Origin of the sequence: Proteus genomosp. 6, assembly GCF_040139785.1 — a bacterium.
Taxonomy (GTDB): domain Bacteria; phylum Pseudomonadota; class Gammaproteobacteria; order Enterobacterales; family Enterobacteriaceae; genus Proteus.
Window position 1 is genome coordinate 75,742 of sequence record NZ_JBEEVJ010000001.1, and the last position, 23,904, is coordinate 99,645.

Sequence of the window (23,904 nt, forward strand, 5' to 3'; positions counted from 1 at the left end):
ATAAATATTGCCTGCTTTATGGACAGTGTTGATATAAACAGATGAGGGATTTTATATCAACATAAATATCATTAGGTATTTTAATTAATCATCACGCTATTTAAGCGATGTATTTTAATTTCCACTGTTTAATCTGACTATTGGGATTAATTAATACAAACTCATAATGTTCAAAATGAGAAAGTACCTTTTTAAATTCCAGTGCTGCTTTATCTAAAGCCCACGATTTAGGGAAATAAAAGCCATCAAAAGGGATGTTTTCAAGTTGTGCACTAAATTGATGAATAAATTCATCAAACCCAGCATAAAAGAGTGCGATTTTTCCAGACCAATTAATGTGGTAAGTATTATCTTGTTGGCGCTGGAAGTGAATTTGATGATTTTTACATGCATCATGACCTAATAAGTAAATACTGAAAGCAGGGACTTCTGCTCTTTCTTCATATTCATCTGTATCACTATCGATTTGAGGGGCAATATCAACATTAAATTGATGAGTAATAAAGTTATCAAAATCGAACGGCGTATTTCCTGTGCTGAGCAAAATACCTTGGTCGTCAGACCAATAAGTTGAGGAGAGTGTACAACAGTGATAATTATCCCAAACAATGGGAGCTTGCCAGTGAGCTAGGCTGGTATATTCTTCTTCGTCATCTGATTCATCTTCGTCGATATCATCCAGATAATCCTCCCCTTCACTTAAATAGTAATCGGCACTTCTAAGATGAAGATCAAACCAAAGTTGACCATGTTTATCTAATCGACCTGACCAGACAAATTCTGTAATTTTATGGGATTTCGGATAGGCACTATCAATAAAAGTAATGGTACGTACTGGTGTGGTCATGGTCTGTTTTCTTTTAAATATAGGTTTGTTTACTAGGGTAATAGAGTGATAACTATCAGCATGATTATGATAAAAGTGATGCTCACTCTAAAATATCATACATTACACGGTGTAATAGAACTCAAATAAGTGAGATAGTGATGTTAATGGCATTAAATCAGCAACTACCTATTCCTTCTGCAATACATGAAAATGGAAAAGAAGAGAGATGGCCATTAATTGATAACAAATATGCCTTTCCCAAAGATTATATTGCGTTTATCACCCAATATGGATCAGGTCAGGTAGCTGATTTTATAACGTTATTTAATCCCTTTAGCCAAAATGAGTACATTAATTTTTTCCAGCAAAAAGAGCAGATCCTTGAAGATTTCAGCTCATTAATCAATGATGATCCTAATTACTATCGTTTTGTTCTATATCCAAAATGTAATGGGCTTTTACCCATTGGTGTCACGGATAATGGAGATACGCTTTTTTGGGTTGTTTTATCAGAAAATAGTGAGCTTTGGACAATGGCAATTATTCCATCTAGAGGATCAGAGGTAGAATTTATTGCAGAGAGTCTGACAGGGTTTTTAGAGGGAGTTTTATCAAAACGAATACGTTGCCAATCATTCCCCGAGGGATTTCCATCAGAAAAAATGATATTTAGCCCAGAAGTTTGATGAGTTATTTTCCTATGGGGAGTTGAGTCACAACATAGGAAGTAGCAAGTCCAATAAAGATAGAAATGCTAAAGCTAATCAGTATACCTAACATAACATATTCTGTTAGCTTTTTATCTTGATCATTTTGTAATTCACCAAATCTAAATATTGATTTAGCTGCTAATAAAAAGCCAATTGCTGCAAATTGATTTAAAAGAATAAAAGTTAAGATTAGTGTTCTTTCTAAATAACCAATAGATTGACCCGCAGAAACGAGTGTTGAGCCTTCTACTGCAACAGGTGTCCATTTCTTTAGTAACATATAAATAAGGCTCGAAATAGGCTTTAAAATAATGATGTAGGCAAGAACAACAATAAGATATTTGTAGTTAATATTTTTAAAACTAAGATCATGGAATATTTGAGTATTTTGATCAACAAGCACTATCCATAAAAAGGTAATCACGAATAAATGAAGAGCTTGATCAGTAATAAACCATCTTAAAGAGTTATCAGTATAAGATTTACCAAGATCAAAAAAATAATGTGTTATTAATATAATTACACTATAAATGAAAATAAAACTAAAACTTATCTCAGACATTAAAACTAGAATAATAAAGGTTATTCCAGCGTGCAGTAGTGAGTGTAAGTAAAGCTCTTTAGATTTGTAATGTAGAGCATTTCGCGCTTCTATCCATGCTTTAGGTTGTAAATAAAAATCAAAAGTAATATGAGCAATATAGAGAGAAATAAGAAGCGTAAAATTATACATATCAATAAGCCTTGTTAATTAAATAATTAAAGTATTGAATATATTCATCTATTAACTGGTAGTGGCTAGCGTTCAATAATCGTGTAATATTACTTCTCGATTTTTTTAATTCATTGGCAATAGCATAATGAGATTTATCTTCATTAACCATATATTTAAGTAAAACTTGCGCTTGTGCTCGAGTTATTTCTTTAAGTTGTATATCTAAGTATTTAGTCACTAAAGTAATATTTTTTTGAAATTCTTTATCTGATGTTGATATTGTTAATATTTCACTTTTCATCTTATCTAATCCTTCGCCCGATAAGATAAAGGCTTCACCCATTGATGTTCTAATATCATTACGCAATGAATTAATTTGACCGATACCAATACTTTGACGAGCACCGATGTTTAATTCTGACGTTTTCAATGCTAATTGAATAACGATAGCAACTTTAATGGCATCACAAGCGTGCAAGCAAACAAGTTGGAAGGAGTCACCGCGATATCTGTCATATTTAAGTGGTAACTGTTCTGAGAGTAATTGAACCGTTTGCTCCAAGGTATAAAGCATAACATCATAGTTTTCAGGTGTGATGTTTCTAGAGTCTATGATATCACCTGTAACCACACTTACGATGTCTTTATTCATTAGCTTGCTCTTATTATTTTGTGAGAGAAATAGAATGAGTATAGTGATCTTTTACTCAGTTATTTAATTGAAATACAAAAGAGGATGTTACCATATTTGGTAACGTACTCAAATGTTACCATATTGGGTAACTTAATGATTTATGTTATAGAGCAAGCGTGAAAAATAGGCAACAAAAAAGCCTTTTCTGGAAAACCAGAAAAGGCTTTTTATAAAAATAGACCTAACTGACTAGGATCAGTTCATGCCGTATTTTTTCAGTTTCTTACGCAGTGTGCCGCGGTTAATGCCCATCATTTGCGCTGCACGCGTTTGGTTGCCACGGGTGTACTGCATTACCATGTCCAACAATGGCTGTTCAACTTCCGCCAATACTAGCTCATATAAGTCATTAACATCTTGACCATTTAATTGAGCAAAATAGTTCTTCAGTGCTTGTTTAACTGAGTCACGTAAAGGTTTTTGGGTCACCTGATCTTGTGAATTTACGGTGGCAACTGTTAGTACGTCTGAATTTACGCGTTGTTCGAACATAGTTCTGTCAGCTCTTTTATTTATTTACGCAAAAAATTTTCGAAATATGCTTCCAACGCCTCCAGCTGTTCGCTGGCATCCTCTATGGCGTTGAAGGAGCGCCGAAACTGGTCATCAGGGGCATGTTCCTTGAGATACCAAGAGACATGCTTGCGTGCAATGCGAGTTCCTTTGCCTTGACCGTAAAAGTCGTGCAACTCACGCACATGCTTTTGCATTATTTGTTGTACCTCTGCAATCGGCAGAGGGGGCAACAGTTCACCTGTGTCCAGATAGTGCTGGATTTCCCGAAAGATCCAGGGTCTTCCCTGAGCAGCGCGACCGATCATCAAAGCATCGGCTCCAGTGTAGTCTAATACTGCTCTGGCTTTTAGCGGGTCTGTTATGTCTCCATTCGCAATAATGGGAATAGAAACACTCTGCTTAACTGTCCGAATACTGTCGTATTCGGCTTCCCCTTTGAACAAACACTCGCGTGTACGTCCATGAATAGTGAGAGCCTGAATACCACAACGTTCAGCCAATTTGGCAATCTCTACACAGTTACGTTCATCAGGTGACCAGCCAGTACGGATCTTGAGAGTAACAGGAACATCTACCGCGTTAACCACAGCAGAGAGGATCTCTGCGACAAGGTCGGGATGACGAAGTAGTGCTGAACCGGCTAGCTTTTTATTCACCTTTTTTGCAGGGCAACCCATGTTAATGTCGATAATTTGAGCGCCACTATCTGCGTTTATTTTCGCAGCTGCCGCCATATCAACGGGATCACTTCCTGCAATTTGTACGGAGCGGATCCCCAATTCATCACTATGTACCATTCGTAATCGAGACTTGTCTGTCTGCCAAACCTGAGGATTGGAAGAAAGCATTTCAGAAACTGTCATACCCGCACCCATATCATAGCAAAGTGACCGAAAAGGTCGGTCTGTAACGCCAGCCATGGGAGCCGCGATAAGGCAATTTTTTAACTGATACTGTCCGATTCGCATAGATGAAAAGAGGGCCAAACTGTGACTGCAAGGGCGCGTATATTACGCATTTTTTGCCAGATATGAAAGGACAAAGTTTAACCAAATTGCGAAAAAAAGTTACTTTTTTACACTTGATTTTTTATGAATTGATTATTTAATCAATAAAAACATAACGTTATCTGTTTTTAAAAAATTAAAAATTGATGATATAGAATTGATAAACAAGTGGAACTAAGTAGAGTTTATCAGGCAAAAATGTGATTAATGCCTGATAAACAATAATTAAGTGAAATTTTAACGCAATGAGATTATCTCATTTTGGTTAATATTTGTTCGATGTTATTTTTTCACACCGGTAATACGGCACCACTCTTCTTTTTCGGCAACAGGATCTAAGTTAAATAGTCCTTCATAGGCGGCTGCTACACCTTCTGCTTGTGTCGCTAACACACCAGAAAGGCCTAGGTGTCCACCTTGACGTGGCAGTGTACTGATAACAGGTGCAAGTTCACGCAATGGACCTGCTAAAATATTAGCGACGACAACATCGGCACTGAGGTTATCAGGCTGGTCTTTTGCAAGATACAGTGTGAGTGCGTCAGAAACGCCATTACGCTGTGCATTATCACGGCTTGCTTGGATGGCTTGAGGATCGATATCAATACCAATTGCTTTAGCTGCACCCAGCTTTAATGCCGCAATAGCTAAAATGCCAGAGCCACAACCGAAGTCGATAACGGTTTTACCCTCTAGATCTAATCCATCAAGCCACTGAAGGCATAATGAGGTAGTAGGGTGGGTACCTGTACCAAACGCAAGGCCAGGGTCTAGCATGACGTTTACGGCGTTAGGATCAGGTACTTCACGCCAGCTTGGGCAAATCCATAAACGCTCGCCAAAACGCATCGGGTGGAAGTTATCCATCCATTCACGTTCCCAATCTTTATCTTCGAGTTGTTCAACTTTGTGCAGGAAGCCTTTACCGAGTAGAGGCGTATTTTCTAACATCGCCACAACGATTTTCATGTCAGTTTCTGCATCATATAAACCGATAACGTCAGTATCACCCCAAAGGCGAGTTTCACCCGGTAACGGTTCAAAAATAGGGGTATCGTGACTATCTTGGAAAGTCACTGAAACGGCACCGCTTTCAACCAATTCATCACCAATAGCTTCTGCATTAGCGGCGGTTGCATTAAGTCTTAATTGTATCCAAGGCATAATTAGTCTCTTTAAAAACGAATTCACTGTAATGATGCTGATTGAGGCAGAGTATGCTCTCCAAATCGATTAGCCACAAGAAACGCGACTAAGCTCAATAACAGTGATGGAACAATGGGGTGAAATCCAGCGATCTGGATGTTAAATGTCGCAAGGGTGGCATAGAGTGTGGCACCTGTGATCATGCCCGCAATAGCACCATAACGGTTAGCTTTTTCCCAATAAAGCCCAAGAACTAAAGGCCATAAGAAAACAGCTTGTAGGCCACCAAAAGCAAGTAAGTTAAGCCAAATAATCATTGAGGGTGGGTTCCATGCTGCAAATAGCAGTAACACACCTAAAATCAAGGTCGAAAGGCTCGATAAACGAGAGATGCGTTTCTCGTTAGTTATCGCATGCGGAGCGATATTGAGATAGAGATCTTTGACCAAAGTTGCTGACGATTGTAACAGTTGCGCATTTATCGTCGACATAATGGCGGCCATAGGCGCAGCAAGGAAAATACCGGCTGCAATAGGCGGCAATACTTCAACCATTAATGTTGGAATAACTTGATCAGGAACCGTGAGATCAGGAATGATCGCCCGACCTAATGCGCCAGCAAAGTGCATACCAAACATCAATAATGACATCACGATTGTGCCAATAATGATCCCTTTATGCATGGCTTTACTGTCTTTGTAAGAGATGCAACGTACCGCAGTATGTGGCAAGCCAATAACACCAAAACAGACAAGTACCCAGAATGATGCCATAAACGGGCCACTTAAAATCCCATCAGCCCCTTGAGGAGAGGTTAATGCAGGATCGATGGTATTGAGTTTTTGTATCGCAACATCTAATCCACCTGCTTTATAGATAATGGCAAACAGGAGAATAAATGTACCAAGTAGCATCACAAGGCCTTGTAAGGCATCGTTTAATACGCTGGCTCTAAATCCGCCAATCGCAGTATACAGCGCAATGGAGATCCCAAAGATCAGCAAGCCGAATTCATAAGGAATGCCTGCTGCAGTTTCTAATAAGCGTGCTCCACCAATAAATTGAACAGTCATCGCGCCGACAAAAGCGACTAACAGGCTTAAACTGGCAAACCAGACGAGGAAACGACTTTTGTAACGAGCATAAAGCATGTCATTTAAGGTAACAGCATTATAACGGCGCGCTAAAATGGCAAACTTTTTCCCTAAAACACCCAAAGAGAGCCAAATAGCGGGAAGTTGGATCATTGAAAGTAATACCCAACCAATACCATATTTATAGGCAGCACCCGGCCCACCAATAAAGGAGCTTGCACTGACATAAGTTGCAGTGATAGTCATGGCTAGCACGAAGCCACCCATTGAGCGGTTACCAAGAAAATATTCGTTAAGAAATTCGCCTTTTTCGCGCTTACGATAAGCATAAGCTGACAGCAGAAAAACTAACAGAAGGTAGCCAATCAGTGGCACTATGACCTCAGTTTGCATCGTCATGCTCATCTCCTAACGGCATATCTTTGAAAAAGTAGCGCACCATCAGATAGCACAACAGAAAAAACAAAACAGGTAGGAATAAGCATGAAAGCTCAAACCAAAGAGGTAAACCAGTAATGCCTAGTGTGTTATCAGGTAAATAGGAGGTAATTAACCAACCCAACAAATACATAAAAGTTAAAATTAGGGCCCAAAGGGCTTCTTTGTGGGCCTGAACAAAACGTTTGTCCATCTGTTCTCCCAATCTTAATAGGGTTAAAAATGAATGGGAGGATTGTACGGGAAAGTGAGTATTGATTCAGTGAAAATTAATCACAAAGTCATGAGGGAATATTAAAAATAGATTATCTTATTGTTTTTAAATATAAATATGAAAGAAAACAGTACAGGTTTTAATTAAGAAATGCGTTTAATTTGTCCTCTATGGATCTGTTTATGGCGGGTCATCAGCAATAAAAAAGGCATAGTAAATAAACTATGCCTTTTTTTGTTAAGCGAGAAAGATTATTTCTCAGCTAAACCTAAACGTTTTTCAAGGTAGTGAATGTTTGTACCACCTTTTTGGAAATTCTCATCATTCATAATGAACTGGTGCAGTTCAATATTGGTTTTAATACCATCAATGATAAGTTCCGCCAACGCATTTTTCATACGAGAGATCGCGATTTCGCGTGTTTCACCGTAAGTGATCAATTTACCAATCATTGAATCATAGTGAGGTGGAACAGTATAACCTGCGTAAATATGCGATTCCCAACGCACACCAAATCCACCTGGTGAGTGGAAGCGAGTAATTGTACCCGGGCTTGGCATGAAGGTTTTTGGATCTTCTGCGTTGATACGACATTCAATTGCATGACCATGAACGTTAACTTGATCTTGCGTTACTGATAAAGGTAAGCCAGATGCAATGCGTAACTGTTCTTTGATTAAGTCGATGCCTGTGATCATTTCTGTTACTGGATGTTCAACCTGAATACGGGTGTTCATCTCAATAAAGTAGAATTCGCCATTTTCATACAGGAATTCGAATGTACCTGCACCACGATAGCCGATTTCAATACATGCGTTCGCACAGCGTTCGCCGATATTTTTACGGATTTCAGGGGTAATACCTGGTGCTGGAGCTTCTTCAACAACTTTTTGGTGACGACGTTGCATTGAGCAATCACGTTCAGCCAAATAGATTGCATTACCTTGACCATCAGCCATAACTTGAATTTCAACATGGCGTGGGTTTTCAAGGTATTTTTCCATGTATACCATGTCGTTGCTAAATGCCGCTTTTGCTTCTGCACGCGTCATTGTAATGGATTGTTCTAGATCTTTTTCAGCACGAACAACACGCATACCGCGTCCACCACCGCCACCAGAGGCTTTGATGATAACTGGGTAGCCAATACGTTTAGCAATTTCAATATTTTTCGCAGTGTCGTTACCCAAAGGACCGTCCGATCCTGGTACACAAGGAACACCCGCTTTTTTCATCGCTTCAATAGCAGAAACTTTATCACCCATTAGACGGATGGTTTCAGCTTTCGGGCCGATAAAAATAAAGCCAGAGCGTTCAACTTGCTCTGCGAAATCAGCATTTTCAGACAGGAAACCGTATCCTGGATGAATGGCTTGTGCGCCACTGATCTCAGCCGCTGCGATAATTGCAGGGATATTTAGGTAACTTTTTGCTGAAGCAGCGGGACCAATACAGATAGTCTCGTCTGCCAGCAGAACGTGTTTTAAATCACGGTCTGCCGTGGAGTGAACAGCAACTGCTTTGATCCCAAGCTCTTTACATGCTCTTAGGATACGCAGTGCAATCTCACCACGGTTGGCAATGAGGATTTTTTCTAGCATGGACCTGCCTCGTTATTCGATAACAAAGAGTGGAGCGTCAAACTCAACGTTGTCGCCATCTTGGCAAAGGATAGATTTAACAACACCCGCTTTGTCAGATTCAATCTGGTTCATCATTTTCATTGCTTCAACGATGCACAGAGTATCGCCTACATTGACTTGCTGACCGACTTCAACAAATTTCTTAGCTTCAGGGCTTGGTGAGCGGTAGAACGTTCCGACCATTGGTGAACGAACAACGTGACCGCTGATTTCTTGCGTTGGTGTAGCCGCTGGTGTTTCTGGCGCTACAGGCGCAACTGCATTTGCTAATGCAGGTTGAGGTGCCACTGGTGCCGCAAAATATTGCTGAGGAGCCATTTGACCCTGAAGACCAGAGTTACGACTAATACGTACTGACTCTTCACCTTCAGAGATTTCCAGTTCAGAAATGCCAGACTCTTCGACTAGCTCGATCAGTTTTTTAATTTTACGAATATCCATGAGTTGATTCCGTACTCTTTTTGATGTTTTTTATTAAGACAAGCGGCTGACCGCTGCCTGTAAAGCAAATCGATAACCTTCTGCACCTAATCCACAGATTACGCCTGTTGCGATATCAGAGAGATATGAATGGTGACGGAAAGGCTCCCGACTGTAGACATTGGACAGGTGAATTTCAATAAATGGAATATTCACCCCTAATAATGCATCACGCAGTGCAACACTGGTATGCGTGAAAGCTGCAGGATTGATTAATATATAATCGACATTACCCCGAGCTGCATGAATTTTATTTATCAGCTCAAATTCAGCGTTAGACTGAAAATGACTGAGTTTCACATTTAATGCCTGAGCATCTGCTGACAAACTTTGAACGATATCATCCAGAGTTAAGTGTCCGTAGGTTTCCGGCTCTCTTGTTCCAAGCAGGTTTAAATTCGGACCATTCAGGAGCAAAATATGAAAATTTTCCGACATTATGCTTCTATCTCCGTCAATTCGTCAACGAAATGACAAAATAACCTGTGCTTTTCGTTTTGTCATCTTTTATTGTATCCATTGCTACGATACATATCACAAAGTCCGACATTATAGACATTTCACAGAAGATAACAGCAAAATACTGGTCTAATCAGGGAATGAAGGGTTTATTTTGATGAAAAGTTAAAAGTTTTTACAAGATTGTAAACGCGAGAAAGCAAAATAAACAGGTGTCTAAAAAATAATCATAACACCACGTTATTTATTGATGTCACTGGAAATCTGAACTTCTTTGAGAACAATCATCAATATATATCATAAATGTGATCTGAATCACAATTTCATATTCGTTTCACACACAAAGAAGCTTATTCTGGCACTAAATAAAGTGAATTAATGCCAGAAATAAGCAGATAAAAACCGAGAATTAGCAAAAAAATGCCGTAAACCCTCGCCTAATGCGGGTGGGGAGCAGTTACAGTTTTACTAAGGTTCTACCTGTCACTTGATTATCCATAATCATCTGAGCATAACGAGGAACTTCATCAAGTGTAATTTCTGTCATCGCTTGCTGATAGAACGTTTCTGGTAGTAATTTTAATAAACGTTGCCAAACCTGAGCGCGTTTTTCTGCTGGGAAATAAACAGAATCGACGCCTTGTAAGCGAACATTACGTAAAATAAAAGGCATGACAGTTGTTGGTAAAGAGAAACCGCCAGCTAATCCACAAGCCGCTACTGTTCCGTTATAGTTTGTCTGTGACAGAATATTGGCAAGAATTTGCCCACCTACGGTATCAATTGCACCCGCCCAGCGTTGTTTATCTAAAGCTCTGCCCGCAGGCTCAAACTCTTCACGAGTGATAATATTTTTGGCGCCAAGTTTGCGTAAATAGTCATGGTTACTCGCTCTGCCACTTAATGCGGTAACTTGATAGCCTAATGCTGTTAGCAAACTAATAGCGGTACTTCCGACACCACCACTGGCTCCAGTGACTAAAATATCACCACTTTCAGGTGTAATGCCGCCTTGTTCTAATGCCATCACACAAAGCATGGCAGTAAAACCCGCAGTCCCAATTATCATGGCATTTTTTAAAGAGAGTCCTTCTGGCACAACGGTTAACCAATCACCTTTTACACCTGCTTTTTGTGCAAGGCCACCCCAGTGATTTTCACCTACTCCCCAGCCGGTTAATAAGACATGTTGACCAATGTGGAAGCGAGGATCTTCGGTGTGATGAACAACACCCGAAAAATCGATACCCGGCACCATTGGAAATTGGCGCAGTATTTTTCCCTTGCCCGTGATAGCGAGCCCATCTTTATAGTTAAGCGTTGAGTAATGAATATCGACAATAACCTCATGAATAGGAAGTATTTTTTCATCAATGTTTTGTACGTTGGTACTGAGTTTGTTGTCATTTTGTTCTACTAATAATGCTTTCATCTTGACCCCTCATCGATTTCTATTTGTGTCATGATAGGTGATTTTTTAGATCTCGTCGTGATTGTGCACAATATCTATTGTAATAATGAGACAAATAATCCTTTTTTAGTGTATAAACGGGGGTTCTACGTTTATTGGTGCAGAGATTATTCTGAGTTTTATATCTTGGTAATTAGATAACACCGTTAATGGGTTACGATTGGATAAAAATTAGCATTTCTCTTTATGCTCGAAATAAAGATAATGTGTTGTCTTAGAAGTATTCGAGGTGGGTACTTTGGTTGTTATCTCAGTCAAATTTTGCCAGTGAAACACCATTTAATATCAATAGAATAATTGTGCTTATTCAAATGAATAAATTTTATTTGAACTTGCAATGAGACTTTTGAGTCACAGTGTGGCAACTAAGTAAGATTTTTCTTTATTGATGTGAACGTTGTTTGTATTGTTACATAAGTCAAATATAAACAGCGTAGGATCGAAATTATGCGTTAATCGTTCTAATTAGCCCATTTTTATGCAGTTTTTTTCTGCTCCAATTGGGAAAAGTAACGTAGAATATTGTGCCTTTATGATTATTTACGTGTCCACTTTAATCTAAGTAGTGAATCGCGCCTTGTCGCTGCTTATTGTGGTTGATAGAGTAGACGGATTTTTCCGTCCCGGCTTGCAGGATTATCCTTTCGTATGTTTAAAAAATTTCGTGGCATGTTTTCCAACGATTTGTCTATTGACTTGGGTACCGCCAATACCCTTATTTATGTCAAAGGACAGGGTATTGTTCTCGATGAACCCTCCGTTGTCGCTATTCGCCAAGATCGCGCTGGCACATCAAAAAGTGTTGCAGCTGTAGGGCATGAAGCCAAACAGATGTTAGGGCGTACACCTGGGAATATCGCTGCTATCCGTCCAATGAAAGACGGTGTGATTGCTGATTTTTATGTAACCGAAAAAATGCTTCAGCACTTCATAAAACAGGTTCATAACAATAGCTTTATGCGTCCAAGTCCTCGTGTATTAGTTTGTGTACCAGTAGGAGCCACTCAAGTAGAACGCAGAGCTATCCGTGAATCAGCATTAAGTGCGGGTGCTCGTGAAGTGTTCTTAATTGAAGAACCTATGTCTGCGGCAATCGGTGCAGGCTTACCTGTTTCTGAAGCAACAGGCTCAATGGTGGTCGATATTGGTGGTGGTACAACAGAAGTTGCCGTGATTTCATTAAACGGTGTCGTTTACTCTTCTTCTGTTCGTATCGGTGGTGACCGTTTTGATGAAGCTATCATTAACTATGTGCGTCGTAACTACGGCTCACTGATTGGTGAAGCAACCGCAGAACGTATCAAACACGATATCGGTTCAGCTTATCCTTCTGATGAAGTCAATGAGATTGAAGTTCGCGGTCGTAACCTTGCAGAAGGTGTACCTCGTAGCTTTACTTTAAACTCTAATGAAATTCTTGAAGCATTACAGGAACCATTAACGGGTATCGTTAGTGCAGTGATGGTTGCATTAGAACAATGTCCACCAGAATTGGCCTCTGATATTTCAGAGCGCGGCATGGTATTAACTGGTGGTGGTGCATTATTACGTAACCTAGACCGTTTATTAATGGAAGAGACAGGTATTCCTGTGATTGTTGCTGAAGATCCTCTGACTTGTGTCGCTCGTGGTGGTGGTAAAGCATTAGAAATGATCGATATGCACGGTGGCGATCTGTTTAGCGAAGATTGAGATTAATTCTAACAAGGGAGAATGGATTCCCCCTTGATGAGAATATTAACACCTGTTCTTTTACTTCTCCGTGTGAGTGATCTTAGAGTTTATGAAGCCAATTTTTAGTCGGGGTCCTTCCCTGCAACTAAGATTAATAATCGCCGTGGTTGTCGCTATCTCTTTATTGATTGCTGATAACCGTATTGGTGCATTTTCTAAAGTCCGCCAGTATCTTGATACTGCTGTTAGTCCCTTCTATTTTCTTGCAAATGGTCCACGCCGTTTCCTTGATCAAATTTCAGAAACATTTGCCACGCGTGAGCGTTTACAATTTGAGAATCAAGCGTTAAGAAAAGAGTTATTAGTCCGTAGCGGAGAAAGCCAATTACTGGAGCAATTTAAGCAAGAGAATGCCCGTTTACGAGAATTACTTGGTTCACCACTGCGCCAAAATGAACAAATGACAGTAACGCAAGTTTTGTCTGGGAATAGCACGCCTTATCGAGATCAAGTGGTTATTGATAAAGGAACCAACGATGGCGTCTATGAAGGACAACCTGTTATTAGTGATAAAGGCGTTGTGGGACAAGTTATTGCCGTAAGTGAGCTTACGAGTCGTGTACTATTAATATGCGACACTTCTCATGCATTACCTGTACAAGTTTTACGTAACGATATCCGTGTTATAGCTTCTGGTGCGGGCTGTGCCGATGATTTATTGTTAGAAGCATTACCTGCCAATATTGATATTCGTGTAGGCGATGTTTTAGTGACATCAGGATTGGGCGGCCGTTTCCCAGAAGGGTATCCTGTTGGTGTGGTATCTTCAGTTAAAGTGGATAATCAACGGGCTTATTCCGTGATTAATGTTCGACCTTCAGCAGAGCTACAACGTTTACGCTATTTGCTTTTATTATGGAATGCATCAGACAAAATGGGAGAGCCTCCTCTACCTTCAGAGGTTTATCACGCGGCTAATGAGCGTTTAATGCAACTGATGCCTCAAGTTTTACCTAATTATGAACAAGCAGGGCCACCGCTTCCTCGTTCTATGTCTCAAGAGCCGTTAGACAGTACGACAGAAGAAACTAACGGAACCACGACACCAGCAACAACACCTGCTGCAACAAATACACCTACTAGTACAAATAGAAGTAGGTAGACACGATGAATCCATATCAAAGTCGTGGGCGTTGGGTTGTTTGGCTCTCTTTTCTTGTCGCATTAGTTTTACAAATTATGCCGTGGCCAGAACAGTTAGAAGTGTATCGACCTATTTGGCCGATGTTATTTCTTATTTATTGGATAACAGCAATACCTCATCGTGTTAGTGTCGGAACCGCATTTGTCTTAGGTATGATTATGGATCTAGTCCAAGGAACTACCCTAGGTGTCAATGCATTGGCCTATACTTTAGTGAGTTATGTCATCGCCTTTAAATATCAGCTTTTTTGTAATTTAGCGTTATGGCAACAAGCCTTAGTGGTAATGTTAAGTGTTGTCGTTGTTGATCTTGCTGTATTTTGGGCAGAATTTTTACTTTCACCTGTGACTTTTCACCCTCAAGTATTCTGGAATAGCCCAGTCAGTGGTATTCTTTGGCCATGGCTTTATTTTTTACTTCGCAAAATCCGTCACCAGTTTTTAGTTCACTAAGTTATTGGATCATGGCGGTCACTTTTGCGTTACCGTCATGAGGACATTATTTGTGACCACACTTTACCTTGCTTCCAGCTCACCAAGAAGACGTGAACTTCTCGCGTTATTAGATGTTGAATTTAGTATTATCACGCCAGCAATTGATGAAATTTGGCAACAAGGTGAAAAACCAGAAGAGTATGTTCTTCGTTTAGCAAAAGAAAAATCACAAGAAGGTGTAAGACAAGCACCTCAAGATTATCCCGTTTTGGGCTCTGATACTATTGTGGTTTATGATGGTCATATTCTTGAAAAACCTCGTGATAAAACCCATGCCGCGCAAATTCTACGTTCACTCTCAGGCGCAACACATCAAGTGATGACAGCAATTGCTATCTCTAATAGAACACACACATTGAGTCAATTAGTCGTCACACACGTCACTTTTAGAGTGATGACAGAGAGTGAGATTAGCGCGTATATTGAGTCAGGAGAGCCAATGGATAAAGCTGGCGCTTACGGTATTCAAGGAAAAGGAGGCCGTTTTGTTCAACGGATTGAGGGGAGTTATCATGCTGTTGTCGGATTGCCTCTTGTTGAAACCGAAGCATTGATAGCTCAATTTTCGTCTCTAGCTAATGAGAAGGAGATTTCATGACAGCAGAGTTATTAGTGAATGTGACGCCTTCTGAAACCCGTGTCGCCTATATTCGCGGAGGCATACTTCAAGAAATCCATGTTGAAAGAGAAGCTAAACGAGGTATCGTCGGAAACATCTACAAAGGTCGGGTAAGTCGCGTATTACCCGGGATGCAAGCTGCATTTATTGACATCGGGCTGGATAAAGCCGCTTTTCTACATGCTTCTGATATTATGCCTCACACTGAATGTATTGCTGGAGAAGAGCAGAAGAAATTTAATGTTCGTGATATCGCGCAACTGGTGCATCAAGGGCAAGATTTAATTGTACAAGTGGTTAAAGATCCTTTAGGAACAAAAGGCGCTCGCCTTACCACGGATATTACATTGCCTTCTCGCTATTTAGTGTTTATGCCTGGTGCGTCTCATGTAGGCGTTTCTCAGCGAATTGACAGTGAAGAAGAGCGCGAGCGCTTAAAACAATTGGTTGAAGAGTATTGCGATGAAAATGGCGGCTTTATTATTCGTACCGCTGCCGAAGGTGTTGGTGAACACGAAATTAAGCAAGATGCTGCCTTTCTTAAACGCCTATGGAATAAAATCATTGAGCGTAAGAAAAGAAATAAAACCCGTATTCAAATTTATGGCGAATTAGCGTTAGCCCAGCGTATTTTACGTGATTTTGCAGGCTCTGAATTAGATAGCATACGAGTTGATTCTAAATTGACCTACAATCAACTACAGGAATTTATTGGTGAATATATTCCTGAATTAACCGCTAAACTTGAATTACACCAAGGTAATCAGCCTATTTTTGATCTCTATGGTGTAGAAAGTGAAATTCAGCGGGCTTTAGAGCGCAAAGTTGAATTGAAATCAGGAGGTTACCTGATTATCGATCAAACTGAAGCAATGACCACTATTGATATCAATACAGGGGCATTTGTTGGTCATCGAAATTTAGAAGAAACTATTTTTAATACTAATATTGAAGCAAGCCAAGCCATTGCACGTCAATTACGGTTACGTAATTTAGGCGGTATTATCATCATTGACTTTATTGATATGAATAATGATGAACATAAACGCAGAGTATTGGCATCACTTGAACAAGCGCTAAGTAAAGATAGAGTGAAAACAACGATTAATGGCTTCTCTCAACTTGGCTTAGTAGAAATGACACGTAAAAGAACGCGGGAAAGCCTTGAACATGTGCTTTGTGATGACTGCCCAACTTGCCAAGGGCGAGGTACGGTAAAATCAGTTGAAACAGTTTGTTATGAGATTTTACGTGAAATAGTGCGCGTGCATAAAACGATTGATGCAGATCGCTTCTTAGTTTACGCCTCCTCAGCAGTTGCAGAAGCATTAAAAGGCGATGAATCACATGCATTAGCAGAGGTTGAAATTTTTGTCGGTAAACAAGTGAAAGTGCAAACTGAGCTACTCTATAGTCAGGAGCAATTTGATGTGGTGATGATGTAATGGATTCGCCTTCCTAATGAATATGATGGCAGAAAGGAGACAAAAATGAAGCGGCTGCCTAAATACCTGTTAGTGATAACAGTTTTTTGCCTCATCGTTTTTGCCTTGGTATTAAGCGGATTTCGCTACTTTCTGCCACGCTTAGATAGTTATCGCCCTGAAATAGAAACGTATCTTACGAAGCAACTCAATAGCCCTGTCTCAATGACAAAGATCACGGGGGAGTGGCAAAATTTTGGTCCTGATATTCAAGTGGAAGGACTGAATATTACCAATAAAGATGTGAACGTTACGGCAGAAAAAGTCACTTTTTCTTTTGACGTGTGGCGTTCATTATTCGCTTTTCGTCTTCATTTTCGTGAACTGACCTTTGAACAGTTATATGTTAATTACCAACAGCCAATTTTTACGGGGCAAAGTGGTGATATTACCTTAACCGAACCTGATGATATTTCTTCACTTTTTCTCGAACAGTTTGATCGTTTTAAACTGATTGAAAGCCGTTTTATTTTTTTAACCCCTTCAGGAGATACCAGTACATTACATGTGCCTGAATTAATGTGGTTGAATCAGAAAAATCGTCACCGAGCTCAAGGTGAAGTCACTCTTGATACACCCATTAATCATTATGGGGGGTTAAAGGTACGCCTTGATCTCTATACCAAAGAGAACGGTTTGATCGATAACGGTAAAGTATTTCTTACCGCAGATGACATCGATATTTCACCTTGGCTTAGTCAGTGGGTCAAAAATAATAGTGGCGTAGGTGAAGCTAAAGCCAGTTTGTCTAACTGGATTGAAATTACTCAAGGGCGTATTACTGGAAGTCAGTTGCAAATTCATCAAGGTGAAATGGATTGGAGTAGTGATGGAACCTCGCACGTATTAAATGTTGAAGACTTAATTTTACGTATGAGAAGGCAAGAAAATGGCTGGCTTGCGGATGTTCCTTATACTCGAAAAATTACAATGGATGGTGAAGAGTGGCCTGACGGTTATTTAGCGTTGCTTTATCAACCAAAAGAAAAACAGCATGATGAAGCATGGCGCATTCGCGCCAAGAATATTGAGTTAGATAGGTTATATGCTGTATTGCCATTATTCTCTTTTTTAACACCTGATTTTGTTCGCCAGTGGCAGTATCGCCAATTTTCTGGTGTGGTTAATGACTTTGCATTAGATCTCACTCCAGAAAACTTCGAGCAAAGCGCTATTAATCTCTCTTGGGAAAATGTGAGTTGGAAGCGTTGGCAAGAGATCCCCTCAGTACAGCATTTCAGCGGGCAATTAAAAGGGAGTATGCAACGTGGTGAGCTTAACTTTGCCCTAGCAGATAGTGAAATAGACACGGGCGAATTATTTAAAGCACCGTTGAATATTGAAAAAGGGAAAGGAACGGTTTATTGGCAACATTCAGGGGATAACCTGTCTCTTTGGAGCCAAGGGCTCGATGTTAAAGCTACATCAGCATGGGTTGCGGGCGATTTTCGTTATGAGAAACAAGGTGAAGATCAGCGTCTTTCCATTTTATCAGGCGTTAGAGTTACAAATGCGGGTGATACATGGCGTTATTTGCCTGAGGAGTATGTCGGGAAGGCACTGACTCAATATCTCTCAGATGCGATTATTGCGGGTAATATCGATAATGGAACCTTTATTTTTGATGGCGATCCCGCTGATTTTCCTTTTGATAACCACAAAGGATGGTTCCAAGTTTATGCGCCCGTCAAACACGCGACCTTTAAATTTGATAGTGAATGGCCTGCGTTATTTGATCTCGATATTAATCTAGACTTTAAAAATGACGGCTTATGGATGTCTTCTGCACAAGCAAAAGTGGGTAAAGCGACAGCCACGAATTTAAGTGCAGTCATTGAAAGCTATCGACAAGAAAAAATCTTAATTAATGCGGATATTCAAGCCACAGGCGACGAGCTGAAAGAGTATTTCTTAGATTCTCAAATGGCGAGTATTGGTCATACACTTGAAGAGCTAAAAGTAGCGGGAAAAATTGACGGTACATTGAAACTTGATATCCCCTTTGGTGGTGATGAGGTTGTGGCTTCTGGTGAGGTTAATTTAAAAAATAATGATGTCACTTTGAACTTCATGGATACCACATTGAAAGGCGTGAGTGGGCAGTTTCGTTACCATAATGACAAACTTGAAAGTGATACATTAACGGCTAATTGGTTTGGGCAGCCGCTTGCTTTCTCATTTACAAGTCACAATGATACGGATAATTATCAGGTTGATGTCGGCTTAAAAGGCCAATGGGATATTCAAAAAATTCAAGGGTTACCTAGCGATATTCAACATAAGTTTAGTGGTGTATTTCCATGGCATGGCAACGTTAATGTTAAGATCCCCGAAAAAGGTGATGTTGATTATCAAGTCGATTTAACCGGAAATATCAATGCATTAAGCAGCAAGTTAACAGCGCCTGAAACACAGGATTTAAAAAATTCACCACCTATTGTGATTTCTGCCAAGGGTAACAGTGAAACCTTAACCGTGAATGCCAGTGCTGAGAAACAGTGGAAACTTAATAGCCAGTGGGCATTAGGAAAACAGCTACGTTTATTACAAGGCCATGTTGTTTCTTCTTCTATTAAATTACCTGAATTAAATTCACAACAACGCTTAACTATCGCTCTTAAAGGATTAGAGGGGGATAAATGGTTGCCGACATTAATGGCTTTTTCGTCTTTAACGCCGTCTGAAAATGAAGTCACTTTTCCTGATAATGTGCATATCAGTTTGCCTGATTTAAATTTTGCAGGGCAAAAATGGCGTAATCCTCAAACTGAGATTATGCGCGTTAGTGAAGGGGTAAAATTTGCCTTTTCAGGAAGTGAATTACGAGGCGATGTGTTTATTCCTGAAGCATCGACACCTTGGCAAGTGAATATTAATTATCTCTATTTTAATGGTGCAACCCTATCTCAAGAAGAAAAACCGTTAAAAATGGCAAACACTTCTGATGTGAATGCATTGAAGTTTTCAGTTAAAAACATTCCTTCTATTGATTTTGAGTGCCGAGAATGTTGGGTAAATGGCTTGCTTTTAGGGAAAATTGAAGGTTCGTTAAAACAAAATCAGGGTGCTTTATTTCTAACTGACGGTAAGTTGGAAAATAGCAGCGGTGAATTGTCTGTTAATGGTGTGTGGTCTGAAGATAATGCAGGTAATAATACGACGAAGTTAATAGGTAAATTAAAAGCGGAAGAAATTGATGAAATGGCCGCTTATTTCGGTTTTATTATTCCTATTATCCAGTCCCCACTTTCTGCTGATTTTTCATTACAATGGCGTGATACGCCGTGGAATTTTAATCTGGCGACCTTAAATGGTGATATTAAATCTGTCTTAGGGAAAGGGCGTATCGAAAAAGTGAATGTTGGACAAGCGGGTAAATTACTGCGCCTTGTGAGTTTTGATGCGCTTTTACGTAAATTACAGTTTGATTTTAGGGATACTTTCAGCGAGCATTTTGAGTATGACTCGATTAAGAGTGAAATTACGATCAATCAAGGTATTATGAATGCTGAGAGTGTCCGAGTTGATGGTGTTATTGCTGATATTGCGATAAGTGGGAAAGTTGATTTACTTGAACGTAAAATGGACCTACAAGTTGTGGTAACGCCAGAGATTTCAGCAACTGTCGGTGTTGCTACGGCTTTCGCGATAAACCCAATTGCAGGCGCCGCAGTGTTTGCGGCATCAAAGGTTCTGGGGCCACTTTGGAGTAAGATTTCAGTTATCCGTTATCATGTGACCGGAACTATGGAACAACCCAAAATTGACGAAGTACTGCGTCAGCTTAAGGAGAATCAGGCGTTATGAAAAAAGTTAATGTCGCACTTTTGCAACTTTGTAGCGGTAAAAACACAAAAAATAATCTGGCGCAAATTGAGCAACAGATTAAGCAATTACCCGATTCAGTGAAGCTTGTATTAACACCTGAAAATGCGTTACTTTTTTCGAACTCTAAAGATTATCATAAACATGCTGAAGTTCAGGGCGATGGGCCTTTACAAAATGCTATCGCTAAAATGGCTCAGCGCTATAAAGTGTGGATCTTAGTCGGTTCTATGCCATTGATTAGTCGAGACTCCCTAGACCAAATTACCAGCAGTAGTTTGGTGTTTGATGATGAAGGTGTTATTCGAGCTCGTTATGACAAAATCCATATGTTTGATGTCAGTATTGATGATGAGCAAGGCGAATATAACGAATCTTCTATTTATCAACGCGGTGAGCGCCTAACAGTCGTTGATACTCCGGTTGGGAAATTAGGTTTAACAATCTGTTATGACTTACGCTTTCCAGGTATTTTCCAAGCATTAAGAGAAAAAGGGGCAGAGATAATCTCTGTACCTGCGGCTTTTACCCGTTTAACAGGTAAAGCGCACTGGGAGCCTTTATTACGTGCTCGTGCCATTGAAAATCAGTGTATTATCTTAGCGCCAGCACAAGTGGGTACACATGATACGCGCCGGACTTGGGGTCATACGATGGCGATTGATGGTTGGGGTAAAGTCTTGAAAAAGAACCCTGATGCTGTTAGTGCGCTAACGCTGAATGTTGGTGTCGAAAGTCTACACGGTATGCGTGAACAGATACGGGTTGTAAAACATAACCGCTTTCGCCCGAAACTGACCCACTTAATCAAAAAAGTTAAGGATAAAGAAGAATTATGAGTTTAGCTGTTGTCAGCGAAAGTCTGTTGGAAGCAAACAAACTTAGTTTAGATGATTTAGCATCAACACTAGAGCAGCTTGCACAGCGTCAAATTGATTATGGTGATCTTTATTTTCAGTCAAGTTATCACGAGGCTTGGATCCTAGACGATCAGATTATTAAAGATGGCTCTTACAATATTGATCAAGGTGTTGGTGTTAGAGCAATTTACGGTGAAAAAACCGGCTTTGCTTATGCAGACCAACTAACGCTTAATGCACTTAACCAAAGTGCTCATGCTGCACGAAGTATTGTTCAGGCTAAAGGTAATGGTCGCATCCATACTTTAGGTGCTATTCAACATTCTCCGCTATACAGCTTAAACGATCCTCTGCAAAGCCTCTCTCGTGAAGAGAAAATTGCGTTATTGCATGAGGTAGATAAAGCGGCTCGCGCTGAAGATAAACGCGTTAAACAAGTTAATGCGTCATTAACAGGTGTTTATGAGCATGTGCTTGTTGCAGCAACCGATGGCACGTTAGCCGCCGATGTGCGTCCTTTAGTTCGTCTTTCAGTGAGTGTGCTGGTGGAAGAAGATGGCAAACGTGAGCGTGGCGCAAGTGGTGGCGGTGGTCGTTTTGGTTATGATTATTTCCTAACTAAAGTCGATGGTGAAAGCCACGCTATCACTTATGCGCGTGAAGCTGTGCGTATGGCATTAGTGAATTTATCTGCAATTGCGGCACCTGCGGGAACGATGCCTGTTGTATTGGGCGCAGGATGGCCAGGTGTGTTATTGCATGAAGCAGTCGGTCATGGATTAGAGGGGGATTTCAATCGCCGTGAAACCTCTGTATTTTCGGGACGCATTGGCGAGAGAGTAACTTCTGAGCTTTGTACTATTGTTGATGATGGCACAATTGAAGGTCGTCGTGGCTCTGTGGCTATTGATGACGAAGGTGTACCAGGTCAATACAATGTTTTAATCGAAAACGGCATCTTAAAAGGCTATATGCAAGATAAGATGAACGCGCGTTTAATGGGGGTTGCACCAACGGGAAATGGTCGTCGTGAATCTTACGCGCATCTTCCTATGCCTCGTATGACAAACACTTACATGTTAGCAGGTAAGTCTTCACCAGAAGAGATTATTGCCAGTGTTGATCGCGGTATTTACGCACCAAACTTTGGTGGCGGTCAGGTTGATATTACATCGGGCAAATTTGTTTTCTCAACCTCAGAAGCTTATTTAATCGAGAATGGAAAAATAACCAAACCAATTAAAGGGGCAACTCTAATTGGTTCAGGTATTGAAGCTATGCAACAAGTTTCTATGGTAGGTAATGATCTTGCTTTAGATAAAGGGGTTGGCGTTTGTGGTAAAGAAGGACAAAGTCTCCCTGTTGGTGTAGGTCAACCAACGTTGAAGCTTGATAAAATCACGGTTGGCGGTACAGCTTAATTATCGCTATCGTTATTTGTCAGTATCTATTGAACTCCATCTTTTGATGGAGTTTTTTATCCTAGCAACAGTAAGGGGGCTAACTTATGGGTAAACGTTTATTACCAGTTATTATTGTTATTGCGGTTTTATTTGGTGTTCTTTATAAAGGTTTATTGCCTGAAACCAAAGCGCCAATGCCTTCATCCTCAGCTCCTATTCCGACATCATCAAGCAATAACACCAATAAACCAGCACAAATCCCACTATCTATTGATGAGAAAACACAAGCCAATGTGGTAGCTAACTATTTGCAACGTCATCAACAATTGCCAGATTTTTATCTCACTAAAAAAGAGGCGAGAGAAAAAGGCTGGAATGCGAAAGCGGGCAATTTATGTGAAGTCTTACCGGGAAGAGCAATCGGAGGCGATCGCTTTATGAACCGTGAAAAACAGTTGCCAGAAGAAGCTGGACGCCAGTGGTATGAAGCGGATGTAAATTATCAGTGTGGTCATCGTGGCAGTGACAGATTGCTCTATTCGAATGATGGGCTGATTTATGTTACCACTGATCATTATCGTACAATGACAAAGGTCGCACCTTAATGAAACAGGTTATCTTCAATTTTAAGACACTGGCAGATAGAGAAGCCTTTTATCACGATTTTGCACTGCAATTTCAGTTAGATGATAAATTTGGCGATAACCTAGATGCACTATGGGATGCGTTAGTGGGTGGAATAGAATTGCCAGTCAGTATTGTTTTCAGGCATTTGCCTCATCATTCCTGTGATTTTCAACCTTTGGTGGAATTGATGCAAGAAGCACAAAATGAGCTTGGTAAAGACGTTTTAAGCTTTCATTGTGAGCATAAAACACAAAAGTAATTCAGAATAGAAAATACGCCCTGAAAATCGCAGTGAGGC

Annotated in this window: 23 protein-coding genes; 11 read left to right on the top strand and 12 right to left on the bottom strand. The window is 40.2% G+C overall.

The window, feature by feature from the left end:
• Positions 1 to 100: 100 nt before the first annotated feature.
• Positions 101 to 847 (bottom strand): hypothetical protein, encoded by a 747-nt coding sequence (locus tag ABN212_RS00345; protein WP_198619265.1) that lies wholly within the window; start codon positions 845 to 847, stop codon positions 101 to 103.
• A 140-nt stretch (positions 848 to 987) separates the two neighbouring features.
• Between ABN212_RS00345 and ABN212_RS00350 the strand changes: the two genes are divergently transcribed.
• Complete coding sequence (locus ABN212_RS00350) at positions 988 to 1,515, top strand: SMI1/KNR4 family protein (RefSeq protein WP_232797542.1); 528 nt, start codon at positions 988 to 990, stop codon at positions 1,513 to 1,515.
• 4 nt (positions 1,516 to 1,519) lie between these two features.
• On the opposite strand, the gene ABN212_RS00355 is transcribed toward ABN212_RS00350, so the two are convergent.
• The 11 genes from ABN212_RS00355 to acuI form a co-directional block, all read right to left on the bottom strand.
• The gene (locus ABN212_RS00355; RefSeq protein ID WP_349442689.1) at positions 1,520 to 2,272 is read right to left on the bottom strand and encodes a DUF3307 domain-containing protein; all 753 of its coding nucleotides are present in this window, start codon (positions 2,270 to 2,272) and stop codon (positions 1,520 to 1,522) included.
• A 1-nt stretch (position 2,273) separates the two neighbouring features.
• The gene (locus ABN212_RS00360) at positions 2,274 to 2,906 is read right to left on the bottom strand and encodes a hypothetical protein (RefSeq protein ID WP_198619268.1); all 633 of its coding nucleotides are present in this window, start codon (positions 2,904 to 2,906) and stop codon (positions 2,274 to 2,276) included.
• A gap of 237 nt (positions 2,907 to 3,143) precedes the next feature.
• Entirely contained in the window at positions 3,144 to 3,440 is a 297-nt protein-coding gene (fis, locus tag ABN212_RS00365) for a DNA-binding transcriptional regulator Fis (RefSeq protein WP_004245342.1), read from the bottom strand.
• A 20-nt stretch (positions 3,441 to 3,460) separates the two neighbouring features.
• Positions 3,461 to 4,432: a tRNA dihydrouridine synthase DusB gene (dusB, locus tag ABN212_RS00370; RefSeq protein ID WP_069368388.1), complete on the bottom strand. Its 972-nt coding sequence runs from the start codon at positions 4,430 to 4,432 to the stop codon at positions 3,461 to 3,463.
• Between the two features lie 321 nt (positions 4,433 to 4,753).
• Complete coding sequence (prmA, locus tag ABN212_RS00375; protein WP_198619269.1) at positions 4,754 to 5,635, bottom strand: 50S ribosomal protein L11 methyltransferase; 882 nt, start codon at positions 5,633 to 5,635, stop codon at positions 4,754 to 4,756.
• Positions 5,636 to 5,658: 23 nt separating this feature from the next.
• Positions 5,659 to 7,104, bottom strand: coding sequence for a sodium/pantothenate symporter (gene panF, locus ABN212_RS00380; RefSeq protein WP_109372079.1), 1,446 nt, complete (start codon positions 7,102 to 7,104; stop codon positions 5,659 to 5,661).
• Positions 7,094 to 7,342, bottom strand: a complete 249-nt coding sequence (locus ABN212_RS00385) for a YhdT family protein (protein WP_349442690.1) — start codon at positions 7,340 to 7,342, stop codon at positions 7,094 to 7,096. The genes panF and ABN212_RS00385 overlap by 11 nt, the downstream gene beginning before the upstream one ends.
• Positions 7,343 to 7,614: 272 nt before the next feature.
• Positions 7,615 to 8,964 (bottom strand): acetyl-CoA carboxylase biotin carboxylase subunit, encoded by a 1,350-nt coding sequence (accC, locus tag ABN212_RS00390; protein WP_109371980.1) that lies wholly within the window; start codon positions 8,962 to 8,964, stop codon positions 7,615 to 7,617.
• A 12-nt stretch (positions 8,965 to 8,976) separates the two neighbouring features.
• Positions 8,977 to 9,447: an acetyl-CoA carboxylase biotin carboxyl carrier protein gene (gene accB / locus ABN212_RS00395; protein ID WP_023582895.1), complete on the bottom strand. Its 471-nt coding sequence runs from the start codon at positions 9,445 to 9,447 to the stop codon at positions 8,977 to 8,979.
• A gap of 33 nt (positions 9,448 to 9,480) precedes the next feature.
• Positions 9,481 to 9,924, bottom strand: coding sequence for a type II 3-dehydroquinate dehydratase (gene aroQ / locus ABN212_RS00400; RefSeq protein WP_006535378.1), 444 nt, complete (start codon positions 9,922 to 9,924; stop codon positions 9,481 to 9,483).
• A gap of 478 nt (positions 9,925 to 10,402) precedes the next feature.
• A complete protein-coding gene (acuI, locus tag ABN212_RS00405) occupies positions 10,403 to 11,377 on the bottom strand; it encodes an acrylyl-CoA reductase (NADPH) (RefSeq protein ID WP_198619271.1) in 975 nt (324 codons plus the stop codon).
• Between the two features lie 687 nt (positions 11,378 to 12,064).
• On the opposite strand from acuI, the gene mreB reads away from it, so the two are divergent.
• From mreB to ABN212_RS00455, 10 genes are all read left to right on the top strand, one after another.
• Positions 12,065 to 13,108, top strand: a complete 1,044-nt coding sequence (gene mreB, locus ABN212_RS00410) for a rod shape-determining protein MreB (RefSeq protein ID WP_023582893.1) — start codon at positions 12,065 to 12,067, stop codon at positions 13,106 to 13,108.
• Between the two features lie 91 nt (positions 13,109 to 13,199).
• Positions 13,200 to 14,252: a rod shape-determining protein MreC gene (gene mreC, locus ABN212_RS00415; protein WP_109371976.1), complete on the top strand. Its 1,053-nt coding sequence runs from the start codon at positions 13,200 to 13,202 to the stop codon at positions 14,250 to 14,252.
• 5 nt (positions 14,253 to 14,257) lie between these two features.
• Positions 14,258 to 14,746: a rod shape-determining protein MreD gene (gene mreD, locus ABN212_RS00420; protein ID WP_100159963.1), complete on the top strand. Its 489-nt coding sequence runs from the start codon at positions 14,258 to 14,260 to the stop codon at positions 14,744 to 14,746.
• A 52-nt stretch (positions 14,747 to 14,798) separates the two neighbouring features.
• Positions 14,799 to 15,386, top strand: coding sequence for a Maf family protein (locus ABN212_RS00425; protein ID WP_196532389.1), 588 nt, complete (start codon positions 14,799 to 14,801; stop codon positions 15,384 to 15,386).
• Entirely contained in the window at positions 15,383 to 16,852 is a 1,470-nt protein-coding gene (gene rng / locus ABN212_RS00430; protein WP_109371972.1) for a ribonuclease G, read from the top strand. The genes ABN212_RS00425 and rng overlap by 4 nt, the downstream gene beginning before the upstream one ends.
• Positions 16,853 to 16,897: 45 nt before the next feature.
• A complete protein-coding gene (gene yhdP / locus ABN212_RS00435) occupies positions 16,898 to 20,698 on the top strand; it encodes an AsmA2 domain-containing protein YhdP (protein ID WP_349442693.1) in 3,801 nt (1,266 codons plus the stop codon).
• A complete protein-coding gene (gene nit1 / locus ABN212_RS00440) occupies positions 20,695 to 21,555 on the top strand; it encodes a deaminated glutathione amidase (protein WP_349442694.1) in 861 nt (286 codons plus the stop codon). Before yhdP ends, nit1 begins: the two co-directional genes overlap by 4 nt.
• Positions 21,552 to 22,997: a metalloprotease TldD gene (gene tldD / locus ABN212_RS00445; RefSeq protein ID WP_109371966.1), complete on the top strand. Its 1,446-nt coding sequence runs from the start codon at positions 21,552 to 21,554 to the stop codon at positions 22,995 to 22,997. Before nit1 ends, tldD begins: the two co-directional genes overlap by 4 nt.
• Before the next feature lie 86 nt (positions 22,998 to 23,083).
• Positions 23,084 to 23,584: a ribonuclease gene (locus ABN212_RS00450; RefSeq protein WP_198619274.1), complete on the top strand. Its 501-nt coding sequence runs from the start codon at positions 23,084 to 23,086 to the stop codon at positions 23,582 to 23,584.
• Entirely contained in the window at positions 23,584 to 23,865 is a 282-nt protein-coding gene (locus ABN212_RS00455) for a barstar family protein (protein WP_198619275.1), read from the top strand. The genes ABN212_RS00450 and ABN212_RS00455 overlap by 1 nt, the downstream gene beginning before the upstream one ends.
• The last annotated feature ends 39 nt before the right edge of the window (positions 23,866 to 23,904 follow it).